This window comes from Marinobacterium sp. YM272, assembly GCF_050908845.1.
Taxonomy (GTDB): domain Bacteria; phylum Pseudomonadota; class Gammaproteobacteria; order Pseudomonadales; family Balneatricaceae; genus Marinobacterium_D.
Genome location: NZ_CP194171.1, coordinates 3,378,294 through 3,398,253 on the forward strand (window position 1 = coordinate 3,378,294; position 19,960 = coordinate 3,398,253).

Genomic DNA, 19,960 nt, shown 5'->3' on the forward strand with positions numbered 1-19,960 from the left:
GCCCTTTTAACGAGACATAATGCGCCAAATCAATAGCGGTAACGGAGTCGAACAATAAAGAGGTGATATTATCTTCTTTGGCCGGGCACTCCAGGGTGCCTCGAACCAAGAGATTAGTCAGAAATGATCAATCACGACGAGTTTCAAAGACTGGTTACTCAGCTCTACTCGACGGTCGGTGAGCTTGAGCAGATGTTCCCGGGCAGGCATTTCACGCCTGATGGCCATATGGTCGGGAGCATCGGCGAATGCCTGGTGGCTGACGCCTATGGTCTGGAGCTTATGACAGCGTCCAATAAGGGCTACGACGCGGTCACGGCGACGGGCTTGAAAGTGGAGATCAAGGCTACCCAGGCCAACTCGGTTGCCTTTCGGAGCGAACCGCAACACACGATCTGCATCAAGATCCTTCCTGATGGCACCTTCGAAGAGATCTATAACGGCCCCGGCGCTTTGGTCTGGGAGCAGTTCAAGAATAAGCCCCTGCCCAGCAATGGACAGTTTCAGATCTCACTGACAAAGCTGCGCAAACTAAACCAGTCGGTAGCGGCTCAGGATCGCGTAGCGCAAGCATCAGGATCAGAGTAACCCGGTTCTGATCAGATCAAAGGCATCCAGAATCCGGGCCACAAACTGGTCTTTGGGACGAAAGCTGCTCTTGGTGCTGCGAGTCACATCCCTTTCCAGATGATCCAGCAGCTTGTGCAGTCGCCTTCGATGCATACCGGTCACCGCCTGAATCGGATCGAAAATCATGCCGGATAGCGCGGCGAACCCCGCTAACGCGCCCATCACGGCAAGCATCACGCCCGCCGTCACAGTCCATGATGGCTCCGGCGGAAACCAGCCGTAGTACCAGTGGCCGACGGTTTCGCCCAGGATGAAGTCTCTGGCGGCCAGGGTTTTCGCGAGCATCGATGCGAGTACCACGCCCAGGCCGATGCCGCCGGGGGTGAATTTCTGAAAGGCGAAGGCGCCCAGCACGGTGCATGAAATGCTGTTGGTGATATCGGCGGATGCGGTGCGGGTTACCCGGTACTGACTGAGCGCATCGGCGACCAGCGGTTCTATCGCGCGGATAAACTGGCGGTGATCGGCAGCTTCACAGGCGTGGCGGGCGTATAACGCTTCCAGGGCCTCGACCAGGTAATTCTCAAGCAGCTGGCCCTCTTTACCATCGTTCAGCAGCTCGACAAAGATCAGATCGGAGATCTGCTGTTGTACCCGGGTGGTGAAACCTGCCGGTACACGCTCGGCGCCACGATACAGCCAGCTGAGCCCTTGGCGTTTTTTGCTCAGGGCTTTGACTAAACATGCCAGGGCGTAAACCGGCGCCCAGAGCAGGTTGGCGGGCGCGCGCAGCATATCCCACCCCAGCGCGACGCGGTTGGTGGCGATGGCACCGGGGTAATGAAAATGACGCCGGATAAATGCAGGGACCCGCGCACGGCAGTCATTGAAGTAACGCTCAACGCCTGCGTGGATCGCCTGCTCGATTGCGGCCCGGGAAATCTGCTGCTCAGGCGGTGTAACATCAGATGTTGCAACAATGGACATGATGATGGGTGTATCTATCTGCAGGTACTGGCGCATTAAACCGTAATTGCGGCAACGGGGCCAGACCCGCCCTGTTTAACGCCTGACCACACAAACTTGTGCCTTTGCCGAAAACGACCCACACTGACATCTGCCTGCTACAGCAGGAGCAACGATTCCAAGGGACTGGCTGATGGACACCTGCTTTTCATTACTCCCGTTTCGGGCGCTCACGCCATCACTCCCCTGTTACCGCTATAGATCTGCCACAAGTCATAACTCAGCCCGATGCGTAGTGCTTGCCCTGCTCTGGATGATCGGCGGCGCCATACGCTTTGGCGCATTGCTGGTAGTGCTGGCGTTCAAGGCACGCAGTTTAGCTAAGGGCTCGATAAGCCCAATAAGGAGCGCCGATGGACAAACGAGACGAGCAGTTCTGGGACAAAATCGCTCGCAAGTATGCCGCTTCCCCCGTCGGCGATGAAGCCGGCTTCGACAGAACACTTGCGCGAACCCTGGCGCTCTTCCCTCCCCATGCCCGGGTACTGGAGCTGGGCTGCGGCACCGGTACAGCGGCGCTGCGCCTTGCTGAAGGCGTCGACACCTACCTGGCCACTGACATATCGGCCAATATGATCAGCATCGCGGACGAAAAGCTCGAGACCGCTCGCCAGAACGGCTTCAATGGCCCGTTAAGCTTTCGCCAGGCAACGCTCGACACAGTTAGCAACGAGAGCGCCCGCTACAATGCCGTTATCGGCTTTAACTATCTTCACCTGGCGGGAGACTTGCCCACCGCGCTTGATCATATCCGCAGCTTACTGCTCCCGGGCGGGCTGTTTATCTCCAAGACACCCTGTATCGGCGATATGAATCCGCTTATACGCCTTGTCATTCCGCTGATGCGCCTCGTGGGCAAAGCACCCAGCGTAACCACCTTTTCCACTGAATCACTCCTGGTTTCACTGAAACAGGCTGGTTTCGAAGTTATCGCGAACGAGCTCCACGGCTCGAAAAAGAGTGACCGGCGCCCCTTCATTGCTGCCCGGGCGCCTTCGGGAGACTGAGAGAGATGCTTGCAGCAGCTGCTTCAACAGTGGATATGGCAACGGCTTAACGATTCGATAGCAAGGAGATAAGAGCAATGGCTTTAATCAGGTGTCAGGACTGCGATCATGAAGTCTCCGATCAGGCCGCCAGCTGCATCAACTGCGGCCGTCCCATCAAAGAGACTGCGGAATCATCCAACCCCATGACCGCCGCCTGGGCGGCGGTCACCCGTTCGAAAACACCTATCAACCTGTTTGCCCTGGCGATGATGGCCTGCGCCGCCGTGCTCGGCATCAGTGCGAAAAGCGTGACCAGCTCCTGCGCGCTCATCGCCTTCACCTATACGCTGCATACGTTTCTGGCGGTTGCCGGTATGTTCTTTGTGACCCTGCTGTTCTGCCGCGCCGGTATCTATCACCCGGATGATCTGGCCAAGGCAAAACGCGATGGGCTGCCCAGCCTGGGCAGGGACAAACCGCTCATCGCCGCAGGGCTTATCGTGCTGATGTTCACAGCCTATGCCCTGTACCAAAAGAGCCAGGGCGTGCCGGCCTGCTGAGGCTGAAAGCCCGAATATTCAGCGTATCTATAGAGGTGTTGAATAAGTCGGTAGCGGCCTATGCTCGATCCGCATATCACAACATTTCTGCTGCCTGCGTGGCGCCCAGCATCCCGTTGATTACCCTGCTTGCCAACGAATAATGACCTAGAAAGGGCTTTGCCATGAAATGGACGCTGCTTCTCCTGTACCTGGCTGCCGGCCTTTCTGCCCGCCTTTCGGCCGCAGAGGAACCGCTGGACTTCCAGCTCTGCTCCCGCTTCATTGACCAGGTCAGTATGGGTTAGCAGAACAGCCAGGGCTGGCCGGTATTTATGAAGCTCTCCGCAGCGGGAAGCCAAAGCTTTGCAGCAATGACCCGGGCTCATACAGGCCAGGAAACCCGCATTAAGGTCGGCGAACTAATCTTCACCCGGTCCACCATCACCGTGCCCATTTCAGGGGGTGTTCTGCAACAGACATTCAGCTCCCCGGAGATCGCCCACTCCTGGCAGCAAAGGCTGTCTGAGGATTTACCTCCAGCACCCTGTGGTCTTCTGCGCTAATCGAGTCAACCGAGCCTCGGAGTGGCCCCTGGTGCGCGCGCATAAAACAGGCCTGCCGGTAACGACAGGCCCGTTTTTATAGAGCTGATCGAACCTAACCGGCGCTTTCAGAAAGGAAACAGCAGTGGCGTCAGCACCAGCGTGATACCCAGCGCCAGCAACTGCAGCGGAATCCCCACCCTGGCGAAATCGGAGAAGCGGTAGTTACCCGGCGCCAGTACCAGCGTATTCACCGGCGAAGCGATCGGTGTCGCAAAGGCGGTGGAAGCCGCTATGGCCACCGTCATCATCAGCGGTTCGGGATTGACTCCCAGCAGTTGGGCCGTAGTGAGCGCTATAGGCGCGATCAGAACAGTAGTCGCGGTGTTGGAGATAAACTGGCTCAGTAGCGAGGTCAGCAGAAACAGCCCGGTGCTCAGAACCAGCGGCGAGGCGCCGCCAAGCAGTGCCACCAGGTGTTCCACCACATAGGCCAGCGCCCCGCTCTTCTCCATGGCCAAAGCCAGGGGCAGCATGCCGGCGATCAGAATCAGGCTGGTAGCATTCAGCGAGCGCAGCGCTTCAGGCAGGCTGACACAGCCGGTCAGGATCATCGCCATGGCCGCCAGCAGTATGGTCGGCAGCGCCGGCAGCCAACCCGCCGTCATACATACCAGCATCAACAGCAAGACCAGCAGAGCCACCGGCGCCCGGCTGCCGTGGGCTGGAATCTCGCCCAGCTCCGCTGGCGTTTGCAGCAGCACCAGGTCGCGCCGCCCCTCCAGCGCGCGGATCCGCTCCCAGCTACCGGCCAGCAACAGGGTATCGCCCCCCTCCATGCGGGTTTCCCGGTAGTCGGTTTCCAGCGGCTCACAACGGCGGCGCAGGCCGATCACGCTGAGCCCGAAGCGTTCGCGAAACGCCCCCTCTTTAACCGTATGCCCCTGCAGCGGCGTTCCCGGCGGCAACAGGACCTCGGCCACCCCGAACTCCCGGCGCATCCGTGTCATCTCCCTTTCCGGCGAGCCATAGTGGGTCAGGCGATGGCTGAGACAGAGCCTGTCGATATCCGCCTCCTGACCATAAACCCACAGCTCGTCGCGCACTTCCAACCGGGTGTTGGCGAGCACCGGCAATATACTCGAGAGCAGTGAGCCGGAGCGCCGGATGCCGATCAGTGTCACTTTGTGCTCGCTTCGCAGGGCCGATTCCACCGCCGTTTTATGCGCCAGCGGGCTCAGCGGCTGCACCACCAGCTTGTGCAGCTGACCACTGACCCCATAACTTGCGGTCAGCCCCGCCACACTGCAGTTGTCGCCCGGCTGCTCCGTATCCCGCGCGGGCAACAACCGACGCCCGACACTAATCAGGTAAATACAGCCAAGCAGCAGGACCGCCGCACCTATAGGGGTAAACTCGAAAAAGCCGAACGGCTCAAGCCCCGCCTCTTTCAGGGCATTGCTGACAACGATATTGGGCGGCGTGCCGATCAGCGTCAGCATGCCGCCGATCAGCGCCGCAAACGCCAGCGGCATCATCAGTTTTGACGGCTGCATGCCGGAGCGCCGCGCCATACTCAGCACCACCGGGATCAGCAGCGCCACGGCACCGGTGGAGCTCATAAAAGCCGAGAGCAGCGCCACCAGCGGCAACAGGAAGCAGAGCAGCCGGGTTTCACTGCTGCCGCCCACCTTGAACAGCCAGTTACCGGCGGCGGCCGCAACGCCGGTTCGGAACAGCCCCTCGCCCACCACAAACAGTGCGGCGATCATAATCACGGTGGAGTTGCCAAAGCCGGAGACCGCCTCCGCCGGTGTCACTATGCCGGATACGGCCAACACCGTTACCACCATCAGCGCCACCAGATCCATGCGCAGCTTATCGCTGATGAAGAGTGCGACCGTGATTCCCAGCAGCGCGAATACAAAACCTATCTCTGTTGTCATCTATCCTTTCACTCCCTGACAGGCGAATCCCTGATCCTACCTCAGGAGTGTGAAGGCACAAATAACGACAAAAGGGCCGATCCATCGCTGGATCGGCCCTTTTATGTGTAGCGCTGGCGGGTACTAAATCTTAGTACTCAACCACAACGTCGCCGGTCGGCACGCTGCAGCAGGAGAGGAAGTAACCTTCTGCCACGTCTTCGTCGGTGATACCGCCGTTATGGGTCATATCGATATCACCCTCAACGCGTTTCACCTTACAGGTACCGCAGATACCCATACCGCAGGCTTTCGGGATATGCAGGCCCAGTTTGGCCGCCGCCGCGTGAACGGTTTCCCCCGGTGCGATGCGCACGCTCTTGCCGGTTTTGGCAAACTCCACGTTGAACATGTCGCTGGCTGCGATTGCATCCAGATCTTCCGCGGCCTGCTCGGCATCTTCCACCGCCTGCTCTTCCACGGCCTCCGGCGTCGCACCGAAGGCTTCCTCGTGGTAACGGGTCATGTCGAAGCCGGCATTTTCCAGCATGCGCTTGACGGCTTTCATGTACGGCGTCGGGCCGCAACAGAACACTTCACGCTCCATGAAGTCCGGCGCGATCATGTCCAACTTGACGCGATCGAGGAAGCCGCGGTAACCGGCCCAGGACTGACCCGGCTCCATTTTTTCGCAGATCAGGTGCAGATCGAAGTTGCTGATACGGGAAGAGATGGTTTCCAGTTCGCGCTGGAAGATGATGTCACGCGGGGTGCGCGCACTGTGCACGAACACCATGTCCACATCGGCATTAGTATCGAACGCCCAGCGGGTCATCGACATCACCGGGGTAATACCCACACCACCGGACAGGAACAGTACCTTGTTCGACGGATAGTCGATGCTGTTGAACGCACCAACCGGGCCGTGAACCGCCAGCTCGTAGCCTTCGACCATGTTGTCGTGCAGCCAGTTGGAGACCAGACCGCCGGGCTGACGCTTCACGGTAATGGAGAAGCTGTAAGGCACGGACGGAGAACTGGAGATGGTGTAAGAGCGGAACACCTGCTCGCCGTTGATCTCAAGTTCCAGGGTCACGAACTGGCCCGGCTTGAAGAAGAACATAACCGGCTGCTCGGCCATGAAACAGTAGGTGGCTACATCCCAGGTTTCCTGGATCACCTTTACGCAGCGCACAGCGTGACGCCCGTTGCTCCAGGTCTGGGTTGTTACCGGAACGAATGCGTCGCTGTTGACGATTGAAATGCTCGGATTGTTCATGGCTGGCACTTCCAAAATATGGGTGTTGGGTTATTAAGAGAGAAGGTGAACAAATTTATGGCGTCTCCGCCCGGCTTGAACCACACTTAAGTGTGGTTGACGACGGCGCACTTGCAACTTTTTTCGGCGTCCGAGTAACCCGACTGAACGCTTGAAATGCCATAGCTTTGCTCACGATCTCCCTCTGGATCTCGTGAAGTGCGAATTGTCATTTCAAGCAAGCTTTATGACTTACTTATTCGCGACGTGAAATTGTCTTAAAAACACCATTTAGGACCTTTTTACCCCCCCCTAGTCTCAAACAGAATCGGTCGGTGTCGCGAATAGAATATTGAATACCCCTACTCAAAGGCAGGATTGCCCTCAGACACCCTCAACACCACGGAGAACCGGGTATTGGGTCGTTTAGGAGGGCCGCCGAGGCGGCATGCAACCCAACTGTTATGTTCGAGATACAGTACTAATGAACCAGAACGATCTGCTTAACCTCAGCTACGCGAACCTGGACCAGGCGCGAGATGCGATGACCGACCTGCTCAAAGAGCGTCGCCGCGATTATTCGCTGCCTGCACCTCTCTACAACGACCCCCACATGTTCCGCCTGGACATGGAAGAGATCTTCCAGAAAGAGTGGCTTTTCGTCGGTATGACCAGCGAAATCCCCACTAAGGGCGACTACTTCACTGTGGAAGTCGGCCAGAACCCCGTTCTGATCGTGCGCGGCCCGGATGGCACCGTCAATGCCTTCCACAACACCTGCCGTCACCGCGGCTCCCGCGTCTGCACCGAGCACCGCGGCAAGGTTGCCAACCTGGTATGCCCTTACCACCAGTGGACCTACGACCTGAAAGGTAACCTGCTGTTCGCCGGTACCGAGATGGGCGAAGGCTTCGACATGAAAGAGCACGGCCTGAAGAAGGCTCACTGCAAGGTTGGCGGTGGTTTCATCTACATCTGCCTGGCCAAAGAAGAGCCGGAAGGCGACTTCGACCAGTTCCTGGCAACTCTGGACGAGTACATGGAGCCGTACGACGTTGAGAACACCAAGCTCGCCGTCGAATCCAACATGTACGAAAAGGCCAACTGGAAGCTGGTTCTGGAAAACAACCGCGAGTGCTACCACTGTGCGGGCAGCCACCCGGAACTGCTGAACACCCTGCTGGAGTGGGACGACACCAACGATCCCCGTGCTTCCCAGGAGTTCCTGGACCACTACGCCCGTCAGGCGGCCGAGTGGGACGCTGAAGGCATTCCTCACGAGCACAAGAGCTTCGGCGTACGTAACCGTATCGTCCGTATGCCGCTGAAGGAAGGCACCCAGGTGATGACCATCGACGGCGAACAGGGATGCGACAAGCTGCTGGGCCGCATCAAGAACCGTCAGCTGGGCTCCATGCGTATCCTGCACCTGCCGAACTCCTGGAACCACATGCAGTCCGATCACTTCATCGTGTTCCGCGTACTGCCGATCTCCGCACAGGAATCCCTGGTTACCACCAAGTGGTTCGTACACAAGGATGCTGTTGAAGGCGTTGATTACAACCCTGAGCGCCTGCGTCAGGTTTGGGACGCGACCAACGACCAGGACCGTATCCTCGGTGAAGAGAACCAGCGCGGTATCAACTCTATCGCTTACCAGCCGGGCCCCTACTCCAAGACTTTCGAGTTTGGCGTAATCAACTTCCTGGACTGGTACACCGATACCACCCTGCAGAACCTCGAGAAGTAATCTGCTTCTAATGAAAAAGGCTGCCCACTGATGGCAGCCTTTTTTTGTTCGCAAACCCAGCCGTTAACCTTGAATATACTGGCACTCGCCGGTAAAACGCCCCCCAATCAGGCGGATGCTGATAAGTCCGCAAAGTTGATGACCCGGTTACGGCCGGAGTGCTTGGCTCTGTACAGTGCCTGATCGGCTTTCGATACCAGGGCGTCGAAATCATCATCACCACATTTAACCGCGATGCCAATGCTGACCGTGGCATTGATCGTTTCACCGTTGTCCAGCGCCATTGGCGTCTGTTCAAACGAGGAGCGGATGCGGTTGCCTATGCTGTTCGCCTCTGCCGTCGGCAGATCCTGAAACACCAGCATGAACTCTTCACCGCCCATGCGGCAGATCAGATCGTCAGAGCGCAGACACTGCCTTGCGATCGCCACAAAGTGGCGCAATACCTGATCACCTACCGGGTGGCCATGGTTATCGTTGATCGCTTTAAAGTGGTCCAGATCGGCCATCAACAGGCTCATCGACGCTTGCTGACCCGCCTCACGACGCACAAATTCGTTGAGCGCGCGGCGTGTCAGTGTACCGGTCAGATGATCATGGTTGGAGGCGTACTCCAGGTCGCTCAGGCGTGTACTGTTTAAATGGGTATAACAGGAGACAATGATCGGCAGGAGCGCAACCATCGCCACGCTGACACGTAACGAAATCACGTTCATCCAGTACGAGGTATGGTAATCGGGATCGATATAGCCGTTGGATAAAGAAATCAGCGTCCAGACACAGTAGACCAGTGTCACCAGCGCGGTATTGAACAGGCTGTAAGCGAAGGCGCACCAGAGCAAACCGATCAGCGGGACGGCAATAACCCCCGGCCCGCTGAGACTCATCGCCAGCAGGCAAAGCGCGATAACAGATAACCCGGGTAACGGGCTTAACGGACCCAGGCCGGAAAGAAAGCCTTTAATCGCGCCAGGCTTCAGCGCGGTATAGCCCGGCGCAACGATGATCAGCGGCAGGAAAACCACATAATTCACAAACTCCGTGACCAACCAGTAAGCCAGACCATCGGCAACACTGCCATCGAATAGCAGCGGATTGGCAACGATGCCGAACAGCCCCGCCGCGACCGCTGCCGCCAGGGCCACCAGCGCAATATTGAGAACATCGCCAATATCCCTGACCGGATACGGCACCAACCGCCAGCGGCGCGCGACGATGACACCCGCCATCACGCTAAAGATATTGCCCGTATTCAACACCAGGGCTTTAAGAACGCTACTCCCTGTCATCAGATCAGCGGCAACCATCGCCCCTCCTGACCAGAGCCAGAAGGTACTTTTAACGAGCCGGGGCTCACGCAGCATAAGACCAAGAAGCAGGGAGTTGGCGGGCCAGAGATCAGCGAGGTAACCGGAGGGACGACTAAAAATGCCGATAAGTGCGATAAAAAAGACGGTCAGAACCAGAACGAATATTTTTGTCATTATTAAGATCTTTTCTCGTTCGTATGTCTGAATATAGAGCCACAACTATTCCGCACGTTTCAAGCGGGAAAAGTCGCCCATGGCGCTGGATTGGTGAAAAAAGACCAGTCATATACATCATTAGCGACATCCACTCCCGCTGGCGCAAAAAAAAACGCCGCGGATGCGGCGTTTTCAACTCAGGGTCAGCACCTCCCGGATCAAACGAATCCGAGCAGGCGCGGCAGGAAGAGTGACAGTTCCGGTACGAAGGTGGTGACCATCATTACCGGCAGACCGACGAACGCCATCAGGCCCAGCGCCGGCATCACGGTCTTATGGATCGAGACCTTACCTATTCGACACGCCATATAGAGTATCGGCGCCACCGGCGGGCTGTTCGCGCCGATCACCACGGAGCAGGCAACGATGGAGGCGAAGTGCACCGGATGCACACCGGTATCCACCATCAGCGGCAGGAACAGCGGCGCAACCACTACGGTGACCGAAACGTCATCCATAATCATGCCCGCGAGGATCAGGAAGATGTTCACCGCGATCAGGATCAGCAGCGGGTTCTCGATCATGGTGCGGACCAGCTCGGTCAGATCCTGCGGTATGCGTTCAAACGCAAGAATACGCCCGATCATAAAGCTGAACAGCAGGATCAGAATCACCGTGCCGGTGGTCTCAGCAGCCGCGACTACACCGCGCGCAAAGCTCTTTACGGTCAGGTCTTTGTAGATAAAGAAGCCGATCATCATCGCCGCAAAGGCCGCCACAGCCGCCGCTTCCGTCGGTGTAAAGATACCGCCGTAGATACCACCAAGAATGATGATCGGCAGAGACAGCGCCGGGAATGCGCGGATGGTGGCGCGTCCCTTGCCCGGCAGCTGTTCCAGTCCGTCATTGGCGGCGCTGCTGACCTCCTGGAAGAAGCGTCCGACACTGAAACGGTTGGCAATGATCAGACCCACGATAAGCAGAATCGCAGGGCCTACCGAGGCCGCAAAGCAGGCCGCCACCGACTGACGGGTTACCACAGCAAACAGGATCATGGTGATCGACGGCGGGATCAGAATCCCCAGCAGTGAGGAAATACCCAGCAGCGCCGATGAATAGGCGCGCGGATAACCGCGCTGCTCCAGCGGGCCGATCATGATGGTGCCGATAGAGGCAACCGCTGCTGTCGCGGTACCGGCGATAGCGCCAAAGATACCGGACGCCATAACCATGGAAGCGCCCATACCACCGCGACGCTTACCGATCATTACTTCGATAAAATCCACCAGACGCTTGGCGATACCACCGCTCTGCATCATGTAGCCGGTGAGCACAAACAGCGGCAGTGCGATAAGAATTACCGAATCCACCGAACGATAGCCCTGCAGCATCAGGGTGTTCAGGTTGGCATCAAAGGCGTAAACCAGGTACGCCAGCACACCGGCAAACGACCAGGCCACTGGGACGCCGATGATCATCAGCACCAACAGGATGCCAATTGCGATCAAACCTTCCATCTCAATGTTCCCCTTTCAGTCGTTTGATACCGGTCAGCGCACAGATAACGTCGCGCAGCGCATAACAGCTGCAGCCCACCGCCGCGAGCATGATCGATGCCTGGGGCAGCCAGAGCGGGATCCCCATACCCGGAGTCGACTGCGGACGCCGCATCCCCCAGGCCAGCATGCGATACGCCAGTACCACGAAGAACAGACAGATAATTAAGGTGATCAATGAAATCAGAGCCTTGTGCATCAGTTTCATACGTTGATCACTGATCTGAAGCTCCACAAAGTCAACAACCAGATGCTCATTGCGCCTGCTCGCGATCAAACCGCCGAGCATGTACAACCACATCCCGAACAGCATGATCAGCTCGAGTAACCCGACGACTGACCAGCCAAATACATAGCGCGCCAGCACCAGAAATAACATCAGACCCACCACGAGCATGCTGGATACGAATGCTGCAGCCTCCAGCACCCAGCCCACGCGGTTATCAAGTCCGGAAAAAAGTCTGCCGATCATTTTTTCTCCAGCCTAGGAACGAACCAGCCCGCAGAGCGGGCCGGTGAGTTAAAACAACAGGTAAATCAGCAACTTATATTAAGCTATCGCTAATATGCCTTGCTATAAATCCCCTGTTATTAAGAGTGACGCCGCTTACAGCGGAGTCGCATTCGCGCGGATCGTTTCCATGATCTCAGAGCCGATCTCTTCTTCCATCTGCGGCCACACTTTTTCACGGGCTGCCTTGGCAAACTCGCGGATCTGCTCATCGTTCGGCTCGAAGTATTCCATACCCTCTTCCTGAGCCTTAGCGATGTAGTACTCGTCCTGTTCCTTCGCAGCCTTGAACTGATCGTTCATGATCTCTTCGGCGGCTTCAGACACGACTTTCTGCTCCTCTTCGCTCATGCTGTCCCAGGTGTCCAGGTTCATGGACAGAACACCAGTCATGAAGAAGTGCTTGGTCTGTACGTAGTAATCCAGGGAGTCACGGAAGTATTCGTAATCCCAGTAGATAACGTTGCCCGCTTCACCGTCGACAACGCCGGTCTGCAGTGCAGTGTAGACCTCACCCCAGTCGATGGCAGCGGTCTGGTAACCCAGCGCCTGCATGGTCTGCGGTGCCGGGAATACGGTCATGGTACGGACCTTCAGACCTTCGGCGTCTGCGATGTTCAGCGCGTACTTGCCGCGGGAACCCACACCGTTAAAGCCTTCCGGCCAGGGACCGAAGAATTTCAGGCCGATATCGCTCCAGATACCGCCCAGCATGTTGTTGACCCAGCCGCCCGGGCTGTAGGCTTTCAGGGCTTCGTCCCAGGACAGGGTCATGTAAGGCGTGTAGATAACGCCGATACGCTTGTCGTAAGACGTCATCGGCCAGTTCAGCATCACATCCACATCACCGGCTACGTGCAGGTCGAACACTTCCTGCTGACCGCCCAGTTCGTTCTGATAGAACACGCGGGTTTCGATCTCGCCGCCGGATTTCTCTTCGATCAGCTGACCCCACTTCTCCAGCGCGTTACCGGCCGGTGAGCCCTTGGTGCCAGAATCGGTCGCCAGTTTCAAAGTCAGCGCGTTGGCGCCAGTGCTGGCCAGAACGGCCGCGGTGGTAACAGCTGCAGCCAGAGCTTTCAGGCTAAAGCGTTTGGAATTCATAGATCTTATCCCCTTACTTCAATCGTTGGTGGTTGGCGCGGGCATCGCCGCCCGCGCCGTCACTGCATTTTCGACTGCGCGTTTTTCACTATCTCTTCAACGCTGGGCAACATCAGTCCTTCGAACTCTTTCTCCAGCTCGGATAGCATCCCTTTGATTGCGGATCGCTGCTCGTCAGAGCCATCCATGATCCATTTTTCCAGTTCACCTCCCACCAGGGCCTCGTCGGCTCCAGCCGGCACAGGGACTCCAAGCTCACGCAGACGGCTTGCAAAATCCTCCAGGTCAATCAGGTCGGCGAACATCATCGGGAAAACTCCTTACTTCTTAGTGCAGATGCACCTCGGATTTGAGACCCATATACAGGCTCAGGCACATCAAAATCAGAACCATGGTAAACGGCAAACCTGTCGCAACAGCGCCGGACTGGAGCGCGCTCAGCGCCTCGGAACCACCGCCCACCAACAGGGTGCCGGCAATGATACCGACTGCGGACGCCCAGAACATGCGCTGCGGCATGGGAGCGTCAGTTTTTCCGCCTGCGGTAATGCTATCGATCACCAGAGAGCCGGAATCGGACGAGGTGATAAAGAACACCAGCACCAGCACGATACCAACTGAAGACAGCAGCGCAGTCAGCGGCAGGTTCTCAAACATGTGGAACATCGCCAGGGACACATCGCCGATGCCGTTGGCCAGCTGACCTACACCGTTGGTTGCCTGCTCGATTGCGGTACCGCCCATTACAGCCATCCAGACCAGGGTGACCAGTGTCGGTACCAGCAGCACGGCGATGACGAATTCACGTACGGTACGGCCACGGGATACGCGGGCGATGAACATGCCGACGAACGGAGACCAGGAAACCCACCAGGCCCAGTAGAAAACGGTCCAGCCGTGGAACCAGGTGCCGTCTTCACGACCGACCCAGTTGCTCAGCGGGATAATGTTTTCAGCATAGCTGACGAAAATGGTGCCGACGTTGGAAAAGATCTTCAGGGTCGGACCGATCACGATGATCAGGCCGATCATCGCTGCCGCGATAATCATGTTGATGTTGGAGAGCAGCTTGACACCACCGTCCATGCCGCGTGCCACTGAGAACAGCGCGATACCGGTAACGACAATGATTACAGCCACCTGGGTGGAGAGATCGTTAGCAATACCGAACAGGTAGTTGAGACCGCCAGCAGCCTGCTGAGCGCCGAAGCCGAGAGAGGTAGCCAGACCGAAGATGGTCGCCAGCACCGCAAGGATATCGATCAGGTGACCGATCGGTCCCCAGGTAGCGCGACCGAGCAGCGGGTAAAAGGCGGAGCGAACGGTCAGCGGCAGGCCTTTGTTATAGGCGAAGAACGCCAGCGCAAGACCGACTACCGCGTAGATAGCCCAGGGATGCAGACCCCAGTGGAACATGGTGGCACCGAGTGCCATGGAGGCGGCTTCCGGTGTACCGGCGGCCACGTTCAGCGGCGTGCCGTACCAGTCGGTGAAATAAGCCACCGGCTCAGCAACGCTCCAGAACATCAGGCCGATACCCATGCCCGCAGCGAACAGCATGGAGAACCAGGAGATGGTTGAAAATTCAGTTTTCGCGTTTACGCCGCCAAGACGGACTTTACCGACCGGCAGCACAATCAGCGCCAGACAGAAGATAACAAACAGGTTACCACCCGCCATGAACAGCCAGTCGAAGTTATCGATTGACCAGCCCTTTGCTCCCGCCAGCGCCTCTTTGGCTCCGGCTGGAAACAGCAGCGTTCCGATAATAAACAGCAAAATCAGTCCGGCACTGATACCGAACACGGGGTTGTGCACATCCAGACCGAGAATTTTGACGTTGTCCTGACCTACCTGGTAGTCCGTATCATATTCTGCGGTTATGACCGCCGCCTCGACGGCGACCTGACCTTTATTCACACCTTTCATCAAGCTCTCCTTAGAACGCCTTATACCGCCCGACATCTTTGCCTGGACGGCGCATGTTTTTCTTATTTTTTGCGGTTCCGATCGATGCTAAACATGGGCTGTTATGCGCAAGAGCGAGAGGAACTCCCGACCCGAATATCCGGGTCGTGACGATCGAAGCCGCAAGAACTTCTCCATACTACGAATGCGGGTTTATATTGTTGTTCCGATAGCGACAGCCAGCCGGCAAAAAACAGGAGAATTGCGACATGGCGCAAAGGCCTTATCTGTTTGCGACATCTCTAATGTTGGAGGATTTTTCTTTCCGGAACAGAAAACTGGCCGATCAATCGAGTTTTATCTCGTGACTTTTGTGCGCTGAAGAAAAAAAGCCCCTCCGGATGGAGGGGCTAAAAGATTAGAACCGTGAATTGCTCCGGGGTGCACCGGAAACTTGCCGTACGCTGGAGCCAGTGGGTAACCGAACCAGCCTTCAACAGGGGATATACTCCGCAGAGGCATACAGAGGTGAGGCTGTCTGTCGTCGTTTGGAATATGGGTGCATTCTGCATCGGTTACAGAGTGAACAAGTGTTTATGATCGCCTCACACATTCCTCAGAGCGACACGGGTGGAAAACGACTTTTTCGCTGTCTTAAACCCCTTGATCCCGGCATATTCCGGGAATTTACTTTAAGCAACTGAGCGTTGATGGAGACGAAAAAAAACCGGCACGAAGGCCGGTTTTTCTGTGTTGGCTATGCGCTGGGTGTTATCAGCGGATAACGCCCTCTTCCAGCAGCAGATCGAAGACAGCCTGAGCCATTTCGCTGGCCGGCTTGTCACGCAGGACCTTACCGCCATCACCGGAGGATTTCGCCGTGGCCGCCTTGAAGCGGTCGGCAGCGGTTTTCGCCTTGACCACCTTCAGACGCTTGGGTCGTTTGCGGGCCGGGGCTTCGCTCCAGCTGGCCTGAACCTCGTCCAGGACCTCGACACCGGCGTCCTTGGCTTCCATTTCGGCACGGCTGGCGGGACCGAACGCGCTCTGGCGCGGTGCGGCTGCAGCCATATCGACACTGGCGACGAACGGCAGCGGTACGCGCAGGGCGCGACGCTGGCCGCGCGGCAGGGCCTGCAGCAGGTTGGCCTGGCCATTATCGATACTGACGATCTCGGCGATACGCGTCACCACCGGCATACCGAGCTTTTCGCCCAGCAGGTAAGCCATCATGCCAGAGGACTCACCGCTTTCGGCACGTACCCCGGTCAGGATGATATCCGGCTTGCTTTGATCCAGGTACTGGCTCAGGGCCGGTACTGCATCGGCGCTTTCGCCCTGCTGCAGGATACGCAGCTTTTTCAGTCCCATGCCGGCATAGGCGCGCAGTGCTTCGGCGTGCGGATCCCCCGCGTGCAGCACTTCCAGCCCCTGAGGCGCCATGGACAGCCCCATCTCGACAGCACGGGCATCCTGTTCGGCACGACGGGCACGACCGGAACCGGGGTGTTTGCCGACGGAGACCAGCGCAGCGATGCGCAGGTTTGCGTTCTGTTTATCAGGCTGCATTTTCAACCACCTCCTGACGGTGCGCATTGGCCAGGCGGATCAGCTCGGCCATCACTTCACCACTGTCTCCGATACAGCTGAGCGCGGCACGTTTAACCATGTCACAGCCCACATCGGTATTGATAGCAATCACCTTGTCGCACTGACCGATACCCTGCAGGTGCTGGATCGCACCGGAGATACCCACCGCCACATATACGCGGGCGGTAACCCAGGTACCGGTAGCGCCCACCTGACGGAAGCGCGGCATGTTGCCATCGTCCACCGCCACACGGCTTGCACCTTCGGTGGCGCCGAGAGCTTCGGCCGCCTGGTGGAACTGATTCCAGTCGGTCACACCGTTACCGGCGGACAGAATGAACTCGGCTTCGCCCAGCGGAATGGCGTTCGGGTCCACGGCTACCTGGCCGCAATCCTGAATGCTTGCCTTGGCGCTGACATTGCCGGTCAGTTCCACCGGCAGCACTTCATGACGGGTTTCGTCGATCGGCTCGGCGCACTCTTCAGCCAGCAGCATCAGGCGCGGAGTCTTGCGGGTGATGTCGGTGGTACCACCGGCGCCACGGCAGATCGCCTCGTCGCTGCTCACCTGCCAGGCCTGGGTTGCCGGACGCTCGCCGAGACGCGCAGCCAGACGGCAGCCGATCTCGAAGCCGGCAGCGACGCTGTCAGGCAGCAGCCAGTAACGCGGTGCGTACTCCTGCTCTACCTGGGCCAGGGCCGCGACACGCAGCTCCGGAGTGTAGCCGTCGTAAGCGTCACCGGTGATATTGAGCAGGCGGTCAACACCGGCCTTGTCGAAGGCTTCTTCACGATGCTCGCCGAAGACCACGGCCAGTACCGCGCCTTCACCCTCAGCCTCGCGAATCAGCTTGTGCGCCTGGCCGATCACGTCACGGTCGTGACCGCTGAGGCGACCACCGACCATGTCCGGTACCACGACGACGTAGTAATCCGGGTTCTCGACCTTGTGCAGCGGCAGCTCGACCTCTTTGGCGGCGCCGGCACTGCGACGTCCGCCCATGGCCGGGCCATTACCGTTCATGCGGTCGATACGCTTGATACCGTTCGGGCCGATAAAGCCGACCGCGTGCGGGTTGCGGCGAATCAGGCCGGACGGACCGCGGGTTTCGGCAGCGCCGGCCTGCTGCATGGCATCATGCAGCGGGTGCAGGCGGTTGCGTGCGATCCACTCGGCTCGCGGATCGCGGCGGATGATCTCATCGCTCATGACAGGCTCTCCTCAGCTACCCGCTTACCGGCGTTGGATTTCGCAGCGGCGCGCTTGGCGTTCACCGGGGTGTCACCCTCGATCAGCGCATCGGCAACCAGCTCGGCGATATCCTTGACCTCGGCTCGCGGCTCAACCACACCTTCAAGCATCGCTGTACACTGCTGACAGCCCACAGCCACCAGCTCGGCACCGGTTTCCTTGATCTCGGCCATACGCATGTCGGCGATACGGCGCTCACCGGGAATATCGGTGATCGGCGCGCCACCACCACCGCCACAGCAGCGGGAGCGGAAGCCGGAGCGTTCCATTTCGGCCAGTTCGATACCCAGCTCACCAAGCAGCTCACGCGGAGAATCATATTCACCGTTATAGCGACCCAGGTAGCAGGGATCGTGATAGGTCACGGTGCCACCCTTGAACTCTTCCAGGTTCAGCAGACCGGCCTTGACCAGTTCGTTGATGAACGTGGTGTGGTGCATGACTTCGTAGTCTGGCTTCTGACCGGCCGGATACAGATCCGCATATTCATTCTTCAGACAGTGGAAGGCGTGCGGGTCGGTGGTCACGATACGGTTGAAGCGGTACTGGCTGAGCGCTGCAATGTTACGCTTGGCCAGGCTCTGGAAAGTCGCGTCGTCACCCAGACGACGAGCCACGTCACCGGAGTCACGCTCTTCGTCACCGAGTACCGCGAAGTCCACATTGGCAGCCTTCAGCACTTTCACGAAGGAGCGCAGGATACGCTGGCTACGCATATCGAAAGCACCATCGGATACCCAGAACAGCACGTCCACTTCCTTCACGTCTTTCATGACGCGCAGGTTCTGGTCCGCAGCCCAGTTCATGCGGCTGCCCGGATTGAAACCGTTGGGGTTGTCGGTGGCGATCAGGTTATCCAGCACTTCGGCACCCTTGTTCGGGGTGTTACCCTTCTCCAGGGTCAGGAAGCGGCGCATATCGACGATAGCGTCCACGTGCTCGATCATCATCGGACACTCTTCCACGCAGGCGCGGCAGGTGGTGCAGGACCAGAGCGTATCCGGGCTGACCAGACCTTCGGTGATAGTCTTGTTCGGACCACCTTCAGCCTTGCCGACTTCGATACCCGGGTAAGGGCTACCGGCAAACTTGGCATCGGAACCACCGGCCAGACCAACCACCATATCCTGGATCAGTTTTTTCGGGTTCAGCGGCTGACCCGCGGCGAACGCCGGGCACATCGCTTCACATTTACCGCACTGAACGCAGGCATCGAAACCAAGCAACTGGTTCCATTTGAAGTCGGTGGGCTTCTCGACACCCAGCTTCGGCGCGTTCAGATCGACCGGCTTGAGACCGGTGGAACGACCACCGCCGAAACGCTCCGGACGACGGTGAAACGCCAGGTGCAGGGAACCGGCGAAGGCGTGCTTCATCGGACCGCCCCAGCCCATGCCGAACAGCAGCTCACCCATACCCCAGACGATACCGGCAGCCAGCACAGCAGCCAGTACCCAGCCACCGAAGTTTTCCGGCAGGATGCCGGCGGCAGGCAGGGTTGCGATGAAGAAGCTGACCGCAAACATCAGCAGGCTTTTGGGCAGACGCATCCAGGGGCCTTTCGACAGACGCGACGGCGGGTTAAGACGACGTTTCCAGACGAAGATGGCACCGACGAACATCAGGGCCAACGCGCCCAGCAGGGCATAGCTGAGCCAGCGGTTTTCAACACCGAACAGGTGAACCGCCAGGATCAGGACCATGGACAGCACAAAGCCGCCACCGGTCGCCACGTGGGTCTTGGACATGTATTTATCGCGCTCGACAACGTGGTGGAGATCCACCAGGTAGCGACGCGGCATCGCCATCAGACCAGAGAAAAAGCTGACTTTTTCCGGCTGACCGGCGCGCCAGAGGCTGATCCGCTTGAGCATGCCGGCCACAGCCAGCAGCAACGCTACGGAGATCAGAACGGGGAGTAACCAATCGAGGATCATGATGAGCCCTCTCGAAATAACCTAGGCATAGAGG

Annotated in this window: 16 protein-coding genes; 4 read left to right on the plus strand and 12 right to left on the minus strand. The window is 58.1% G+C overall.

What is annotated here, in order from left to right; all coding sequences use genetic code 11:
• The first annotated feature begins 123 nt into the window (after nt 1–123).
• Nucleotides 124–588: a DUF6998 domain-containing protein gene (locus tag ACQUQP_RS15145; protein ID WP_432695862.1), complete on the plus strand. Its 465-nt coding sequence runs from the start codon at nt 124–126 to the stop codon at nt 586–588.
• Here ACQUQP_RS15145 and ACQUQP_RS15150 read toward each other — a convergent pair.
• A complete protein-coding gene (locus tag ACQUQP_RS15150) occupies nt 580–1,593 on the minus strand; it encodes a DUF6635 family protein (RefSeq protein ID WP_432695863.1) in 1,014 nt (337 codons plus the stop codon). The two genes, ACQUQP_RS15145 and ACQUQP_RS15150, sit on opposite strands and share 9 nt — an antisense overlap.
• A 356-nt stretch (nt 1,594–1,949) precedes the next feature.
• Between ACQUQP_RS15150 and ACQUQP_RS15155 the strand changes: the two genes are divergently transcribed.
• Together ACQUQP_RS15155 and ACQUQP_RS15160 are read left to right on the plus strand one after the other, a co-directional pair.
• Nucleotides 1,950–2,603, plus strand: a complete 654-nt coding sequence (locus tag ACQUQP_RS15155; RefSeq protein ID WP_432695864.1) for a class I SAM-dependent DNA methyltransferase — start codon at nt 1,950–1,952, stop codon at nt 2,601–2,603.
• Nucleotides 2,604–2,680: 77 nt separating this feature from the next.
• On the plus strand, nt 2,681–3,145 hold the full coding sequence (locus ACQUQP_RS15160; protein WP_432695865.1) for a hypothetical protein: 465 nt from the start codon (nt 2,681–2,683) through the stop codon (nt 3,143–3,145).
• 652 nt (nt 3,146–3,797) lie between these two features.
• Here the strand turns inward: ACQUQP_RS15160 and ACQUQP_RS15165 are convergent.
• Complete coding sequence (locus ACQUQP_RS15165) at nt 3,798–5,615, minus strand: SLC13 family permease (RefSeq protein WP_432695866.1); 1,818 nt, start codon at nt 5,613–5,615, stop codon at nt 3,798–3,800.
• 130 nt (nt 5,616–5,745) lie between these two features.
• A complete protein-coding gene (locus ACQUQP_RS15170) occupies nt 5,746–6,873 on the minus strand; it encodes a 2Fe-2S iron-sulfur cluster-binding protein (protein WP_432695867.1) in 1,128 nt (375 codons plus the stop codon).
• A gap of 463 nt (nt 6,874–7,336) precedes the next feature.
• Here ACQUQP_RS15170 and ACQUQP_RS15175 point away from each other — a divergent pair, with 463 nt between their 5' ends.
• Complete coding sequence (locus ACQUQP_RS15175) at nt 7,337–8,602, plus strand: aromatic ring-hydroxylating oxygenase subunit alpha (protein ID WP_432695868.1); 1,266 nt, start codon at nt 7,337–7,339, stop codon at nt 8,600–8,602.
• A 107-nt stretch (nt 8,603–8,709) separates the two neighbouring features.
• Here ACQUQP_RS15175 and ACQUQP_RS15180 read toward each other — a convergent pair whose 3' ends face one another.
• From ACQUQP_RS15180 to ACQUQP_RS15220, 9 genes are all read right to left on the minus strand, one after another.
• Complete coding sequence (locus ACQUQP_RS15180; RefSeq protein WP_432695869.1) at nt 8,710–10,086, minus strand: diguanylate cyclase; 1,377 nt, start codon at nt 10,084–10,086, stop codon at nt 8,710–8,712.
• 200 nt (nt 10,087–10,286) lie between these two features.
• Nucleotides 10,287–11,585 (minus strand): TRAP transporter large permease, encoded by a 1,299-nt coding sequence (locus tag ACQUQP_RS15185; protein ID WP_432695870.1) that lies wholly within the window; start codon nt 11,583–11,585, stop codon nt 10,287–10,289.
• A gap of 1 nt (nt 11,586) precedes the next feature.
• The gene (locus tag ACQUQP_RS15190) at nt 11,587–12,096 is read right to left on the minus strand and encodes a TRAP transporter small permease (protein WP_432695871.1); all 510 of its coding nucleotides are present in this window, start codon (nt 12,094–12,096) and stop codon (nt 11,587–11,589) included.
• A 135-nt stretch (nt 12,097–12,231) separates the two neighbouring features.
• Nucleotides 12,232–13,239 carry a TRAP transporter substrate-binding protein DctP gene (gene dctP / locus ACQUQP_RS15195; RefSeq protein ID WP_432695872.1) on the minus strand — a complete coding sequence of 336 codons (1,008 nt, stop codon included), beginning with the start codon at nt 13,237–13,239 and terminating at the stop codon, nt 12,232–12,234.
• 59 nt (nt 13,240–13,298) lie between these two features.
• Nucleotides 13,299–13,547 (minus strand): hypothetical protein, encoded by a 249-nt coding sequence (locus ACQUQP_RS15200; RefSeq protein WP_432695873.1) that lies wholly within the window; start codon nt 13,545–13,547, stop codon nt 13,299–13,301.
• 19 nt (nt 13,548–13,566) lie between these two features.
• Nucleotides 13,567–15,168 carry a BCCT family transporter gene (locus tag ACQUQP_RS15205; protein ID WP_432695874.1) on the minus strand — a complete coding sequence of 534 codons (1,602 nt, stop codon included), beginning with the start codon at nt 15,166–15,168 and terminating at the stop codon, nt 13,567–13,569.
• A gap of 753 nt (nt 15,169–15,921) precedes the next feature.
• Nucleotides 15,922–16,716, minus strand: coding sequence for an electron transfer flavoprotein subunit beta (locus ACQUQP_RS15210; protein ID WP_432695875.1), 795 nt, complete (start codon nt 16,714–16,716; stop codon nt 15,922–15,924).
• Nucleotides 16,706–17,947, minus strand: coding sequence for an electron transfer flavoprotein subunit alpha/FixB family protein (locus ACQUQP_RS15215; RefSeq protein ID WP_432695876.1), 1,242 nt, complete (start codon nt 17,945–17,947; stop codon nt 16,706–16,708). The genes ACQUQP_RS15210 and ACQUQP_RS15215 overlap by 11 nt, the downstream gene beginning before the upstream one ends.
• Nucleotides 17,944–19,923 carry a (Fe-S)-binding protein gene (locus ACQUQP_RS15220; protein WP_432698710.1) on the minus strand — a complete coding sequence of 660 codons (1,980 nt, stop codon included), beginning with the start codon at nt 19,921–19,923 and terminating at the stop codon, nt 17,944–17,946. The genes ACQUQP_RS15215 and ACQUQP_RS15220 overlap by 4 nt, the downstream gene beginning before the upstream one ends.
• Nucleotides 19,924–19,960 lie beyond the last annotated feature (37 nt).

What these genes read in the sequence shown, in the direction of transcription:
- dctP (WP_432695872.1), bottom strand. Translation starts at nt 13,239, where the DNA reads ATGAATTCCAAACGCTTTAGCCTGAAAGCTCTGGCTGCAGCTGTTACC.
- ACQUQP_RS15190 (WP_432695871.1), bottom strand. Translation starts at nt 12,096, where the DNA reads ATGATCGGCAGACTTTTTTCCGGACTTGATAACCGCGTGGGCTGGGTG.
- ACQUQP_RS15205 (WP_432695874.1), bottom strand. Translation starts at nt 15,168, where the DNA reads ATGAAAGGTGTGAATAAAGGTCAGGTCGCCGTCGAGGCGGCGGTCATA.
- ACQUQP_RS15175 (WP_432695868.1), top strand. Translation starts at nt 7,337, where the DNA reads ATGAACCAGAACGATCTGCTTAACCTCAGCTACGCGAACCTGGACCAG.
- ACQUQP_RS15215 (WP_432695876.1), bottom strand. Translation starts at nt 17,947, where the DNA reads ATGAGCGATGAGATCATCCGCCGCGATCCGCGAGCCGAGTGGATCGCA.
- ACQUQP_RS15145 (WP_432695862.1), top strand. Translation starts at nt 124, where the DNA reads ATGATCAATCACGACGAGTTTCAAAGACTGGTTACTCAGCTCTACTCG.
- ACQUQP_RS15165 (WP_432695866.1), bottom strand. Translation starts at nt 5,615, where the DNA reads ATGACAACAGAGATAGGTTTTGTATTCGCGCTGCTGGGAATCACGGTC.
- ACQUQP_RS15170 (WP_432695867.1), bottom strand. Translation starts at nt 6,873, where the DNA reads ATGAACAATCCGAGCATTTCAATCGTCAACAGCGACGCATTCGTTCCG.
- ACQUQP_RS15155 (WP_432695864.1), top strand. Translation starts at nt 1,950, where the DNA reads ATGGACAAACGAGACGAGCAGTTCTGGGACAAAATCGCTCGCAAGTAT.
- ACQUQP_RS15210 (WP_432695875.1), bottom strand. Translation starts at nt 16,716, where the DNA reads ATGCAGCCTGATAAACAGAACGCAAACCTGCGCATCGCTGCGCTGGTC.
- ACQUQP_RS15180 (WP_432695869.1), bottom strand. Translation starts at nt 10,086, where the DNA reads ATGACAAAAATATTCGTTCTGGTTCTGACCGTCTTTTTTATCGCACTT.
- ACQUQP_RS15150 (WP_432695863.1), bottom strand. Translation starts at nt 1,593, where the DNA reads ATGCGCCAGTACCTGCAGATAGATACACCCATCATCATGTCCATTGTT.
- ACQUQP_RS15160 (WP_432695865.1), top strand. Translation starts at nt 2,681, where the DNA reads ATGGCTTTAATCAGGTGTCAGGACTGCGATCATGAAGTCTCCGATCAG.
- ACQUQP_RS15200 (WP_432695873.1), bottom strand. Translation starts at nt 13,547, where the DNA reads ATGATGTTCGCCGACCTGATTGACCTGGAGGATTTTGCAAGCCGTCTG.
- ACQUQP_RS15185 (WP_432695870.1), bottom strand. Translation starts at nt 11,585, where the DNA reads ATGGAAGGTTTGATCGCAATTGGCATCCTGTTGGTGCTGATGATCATC.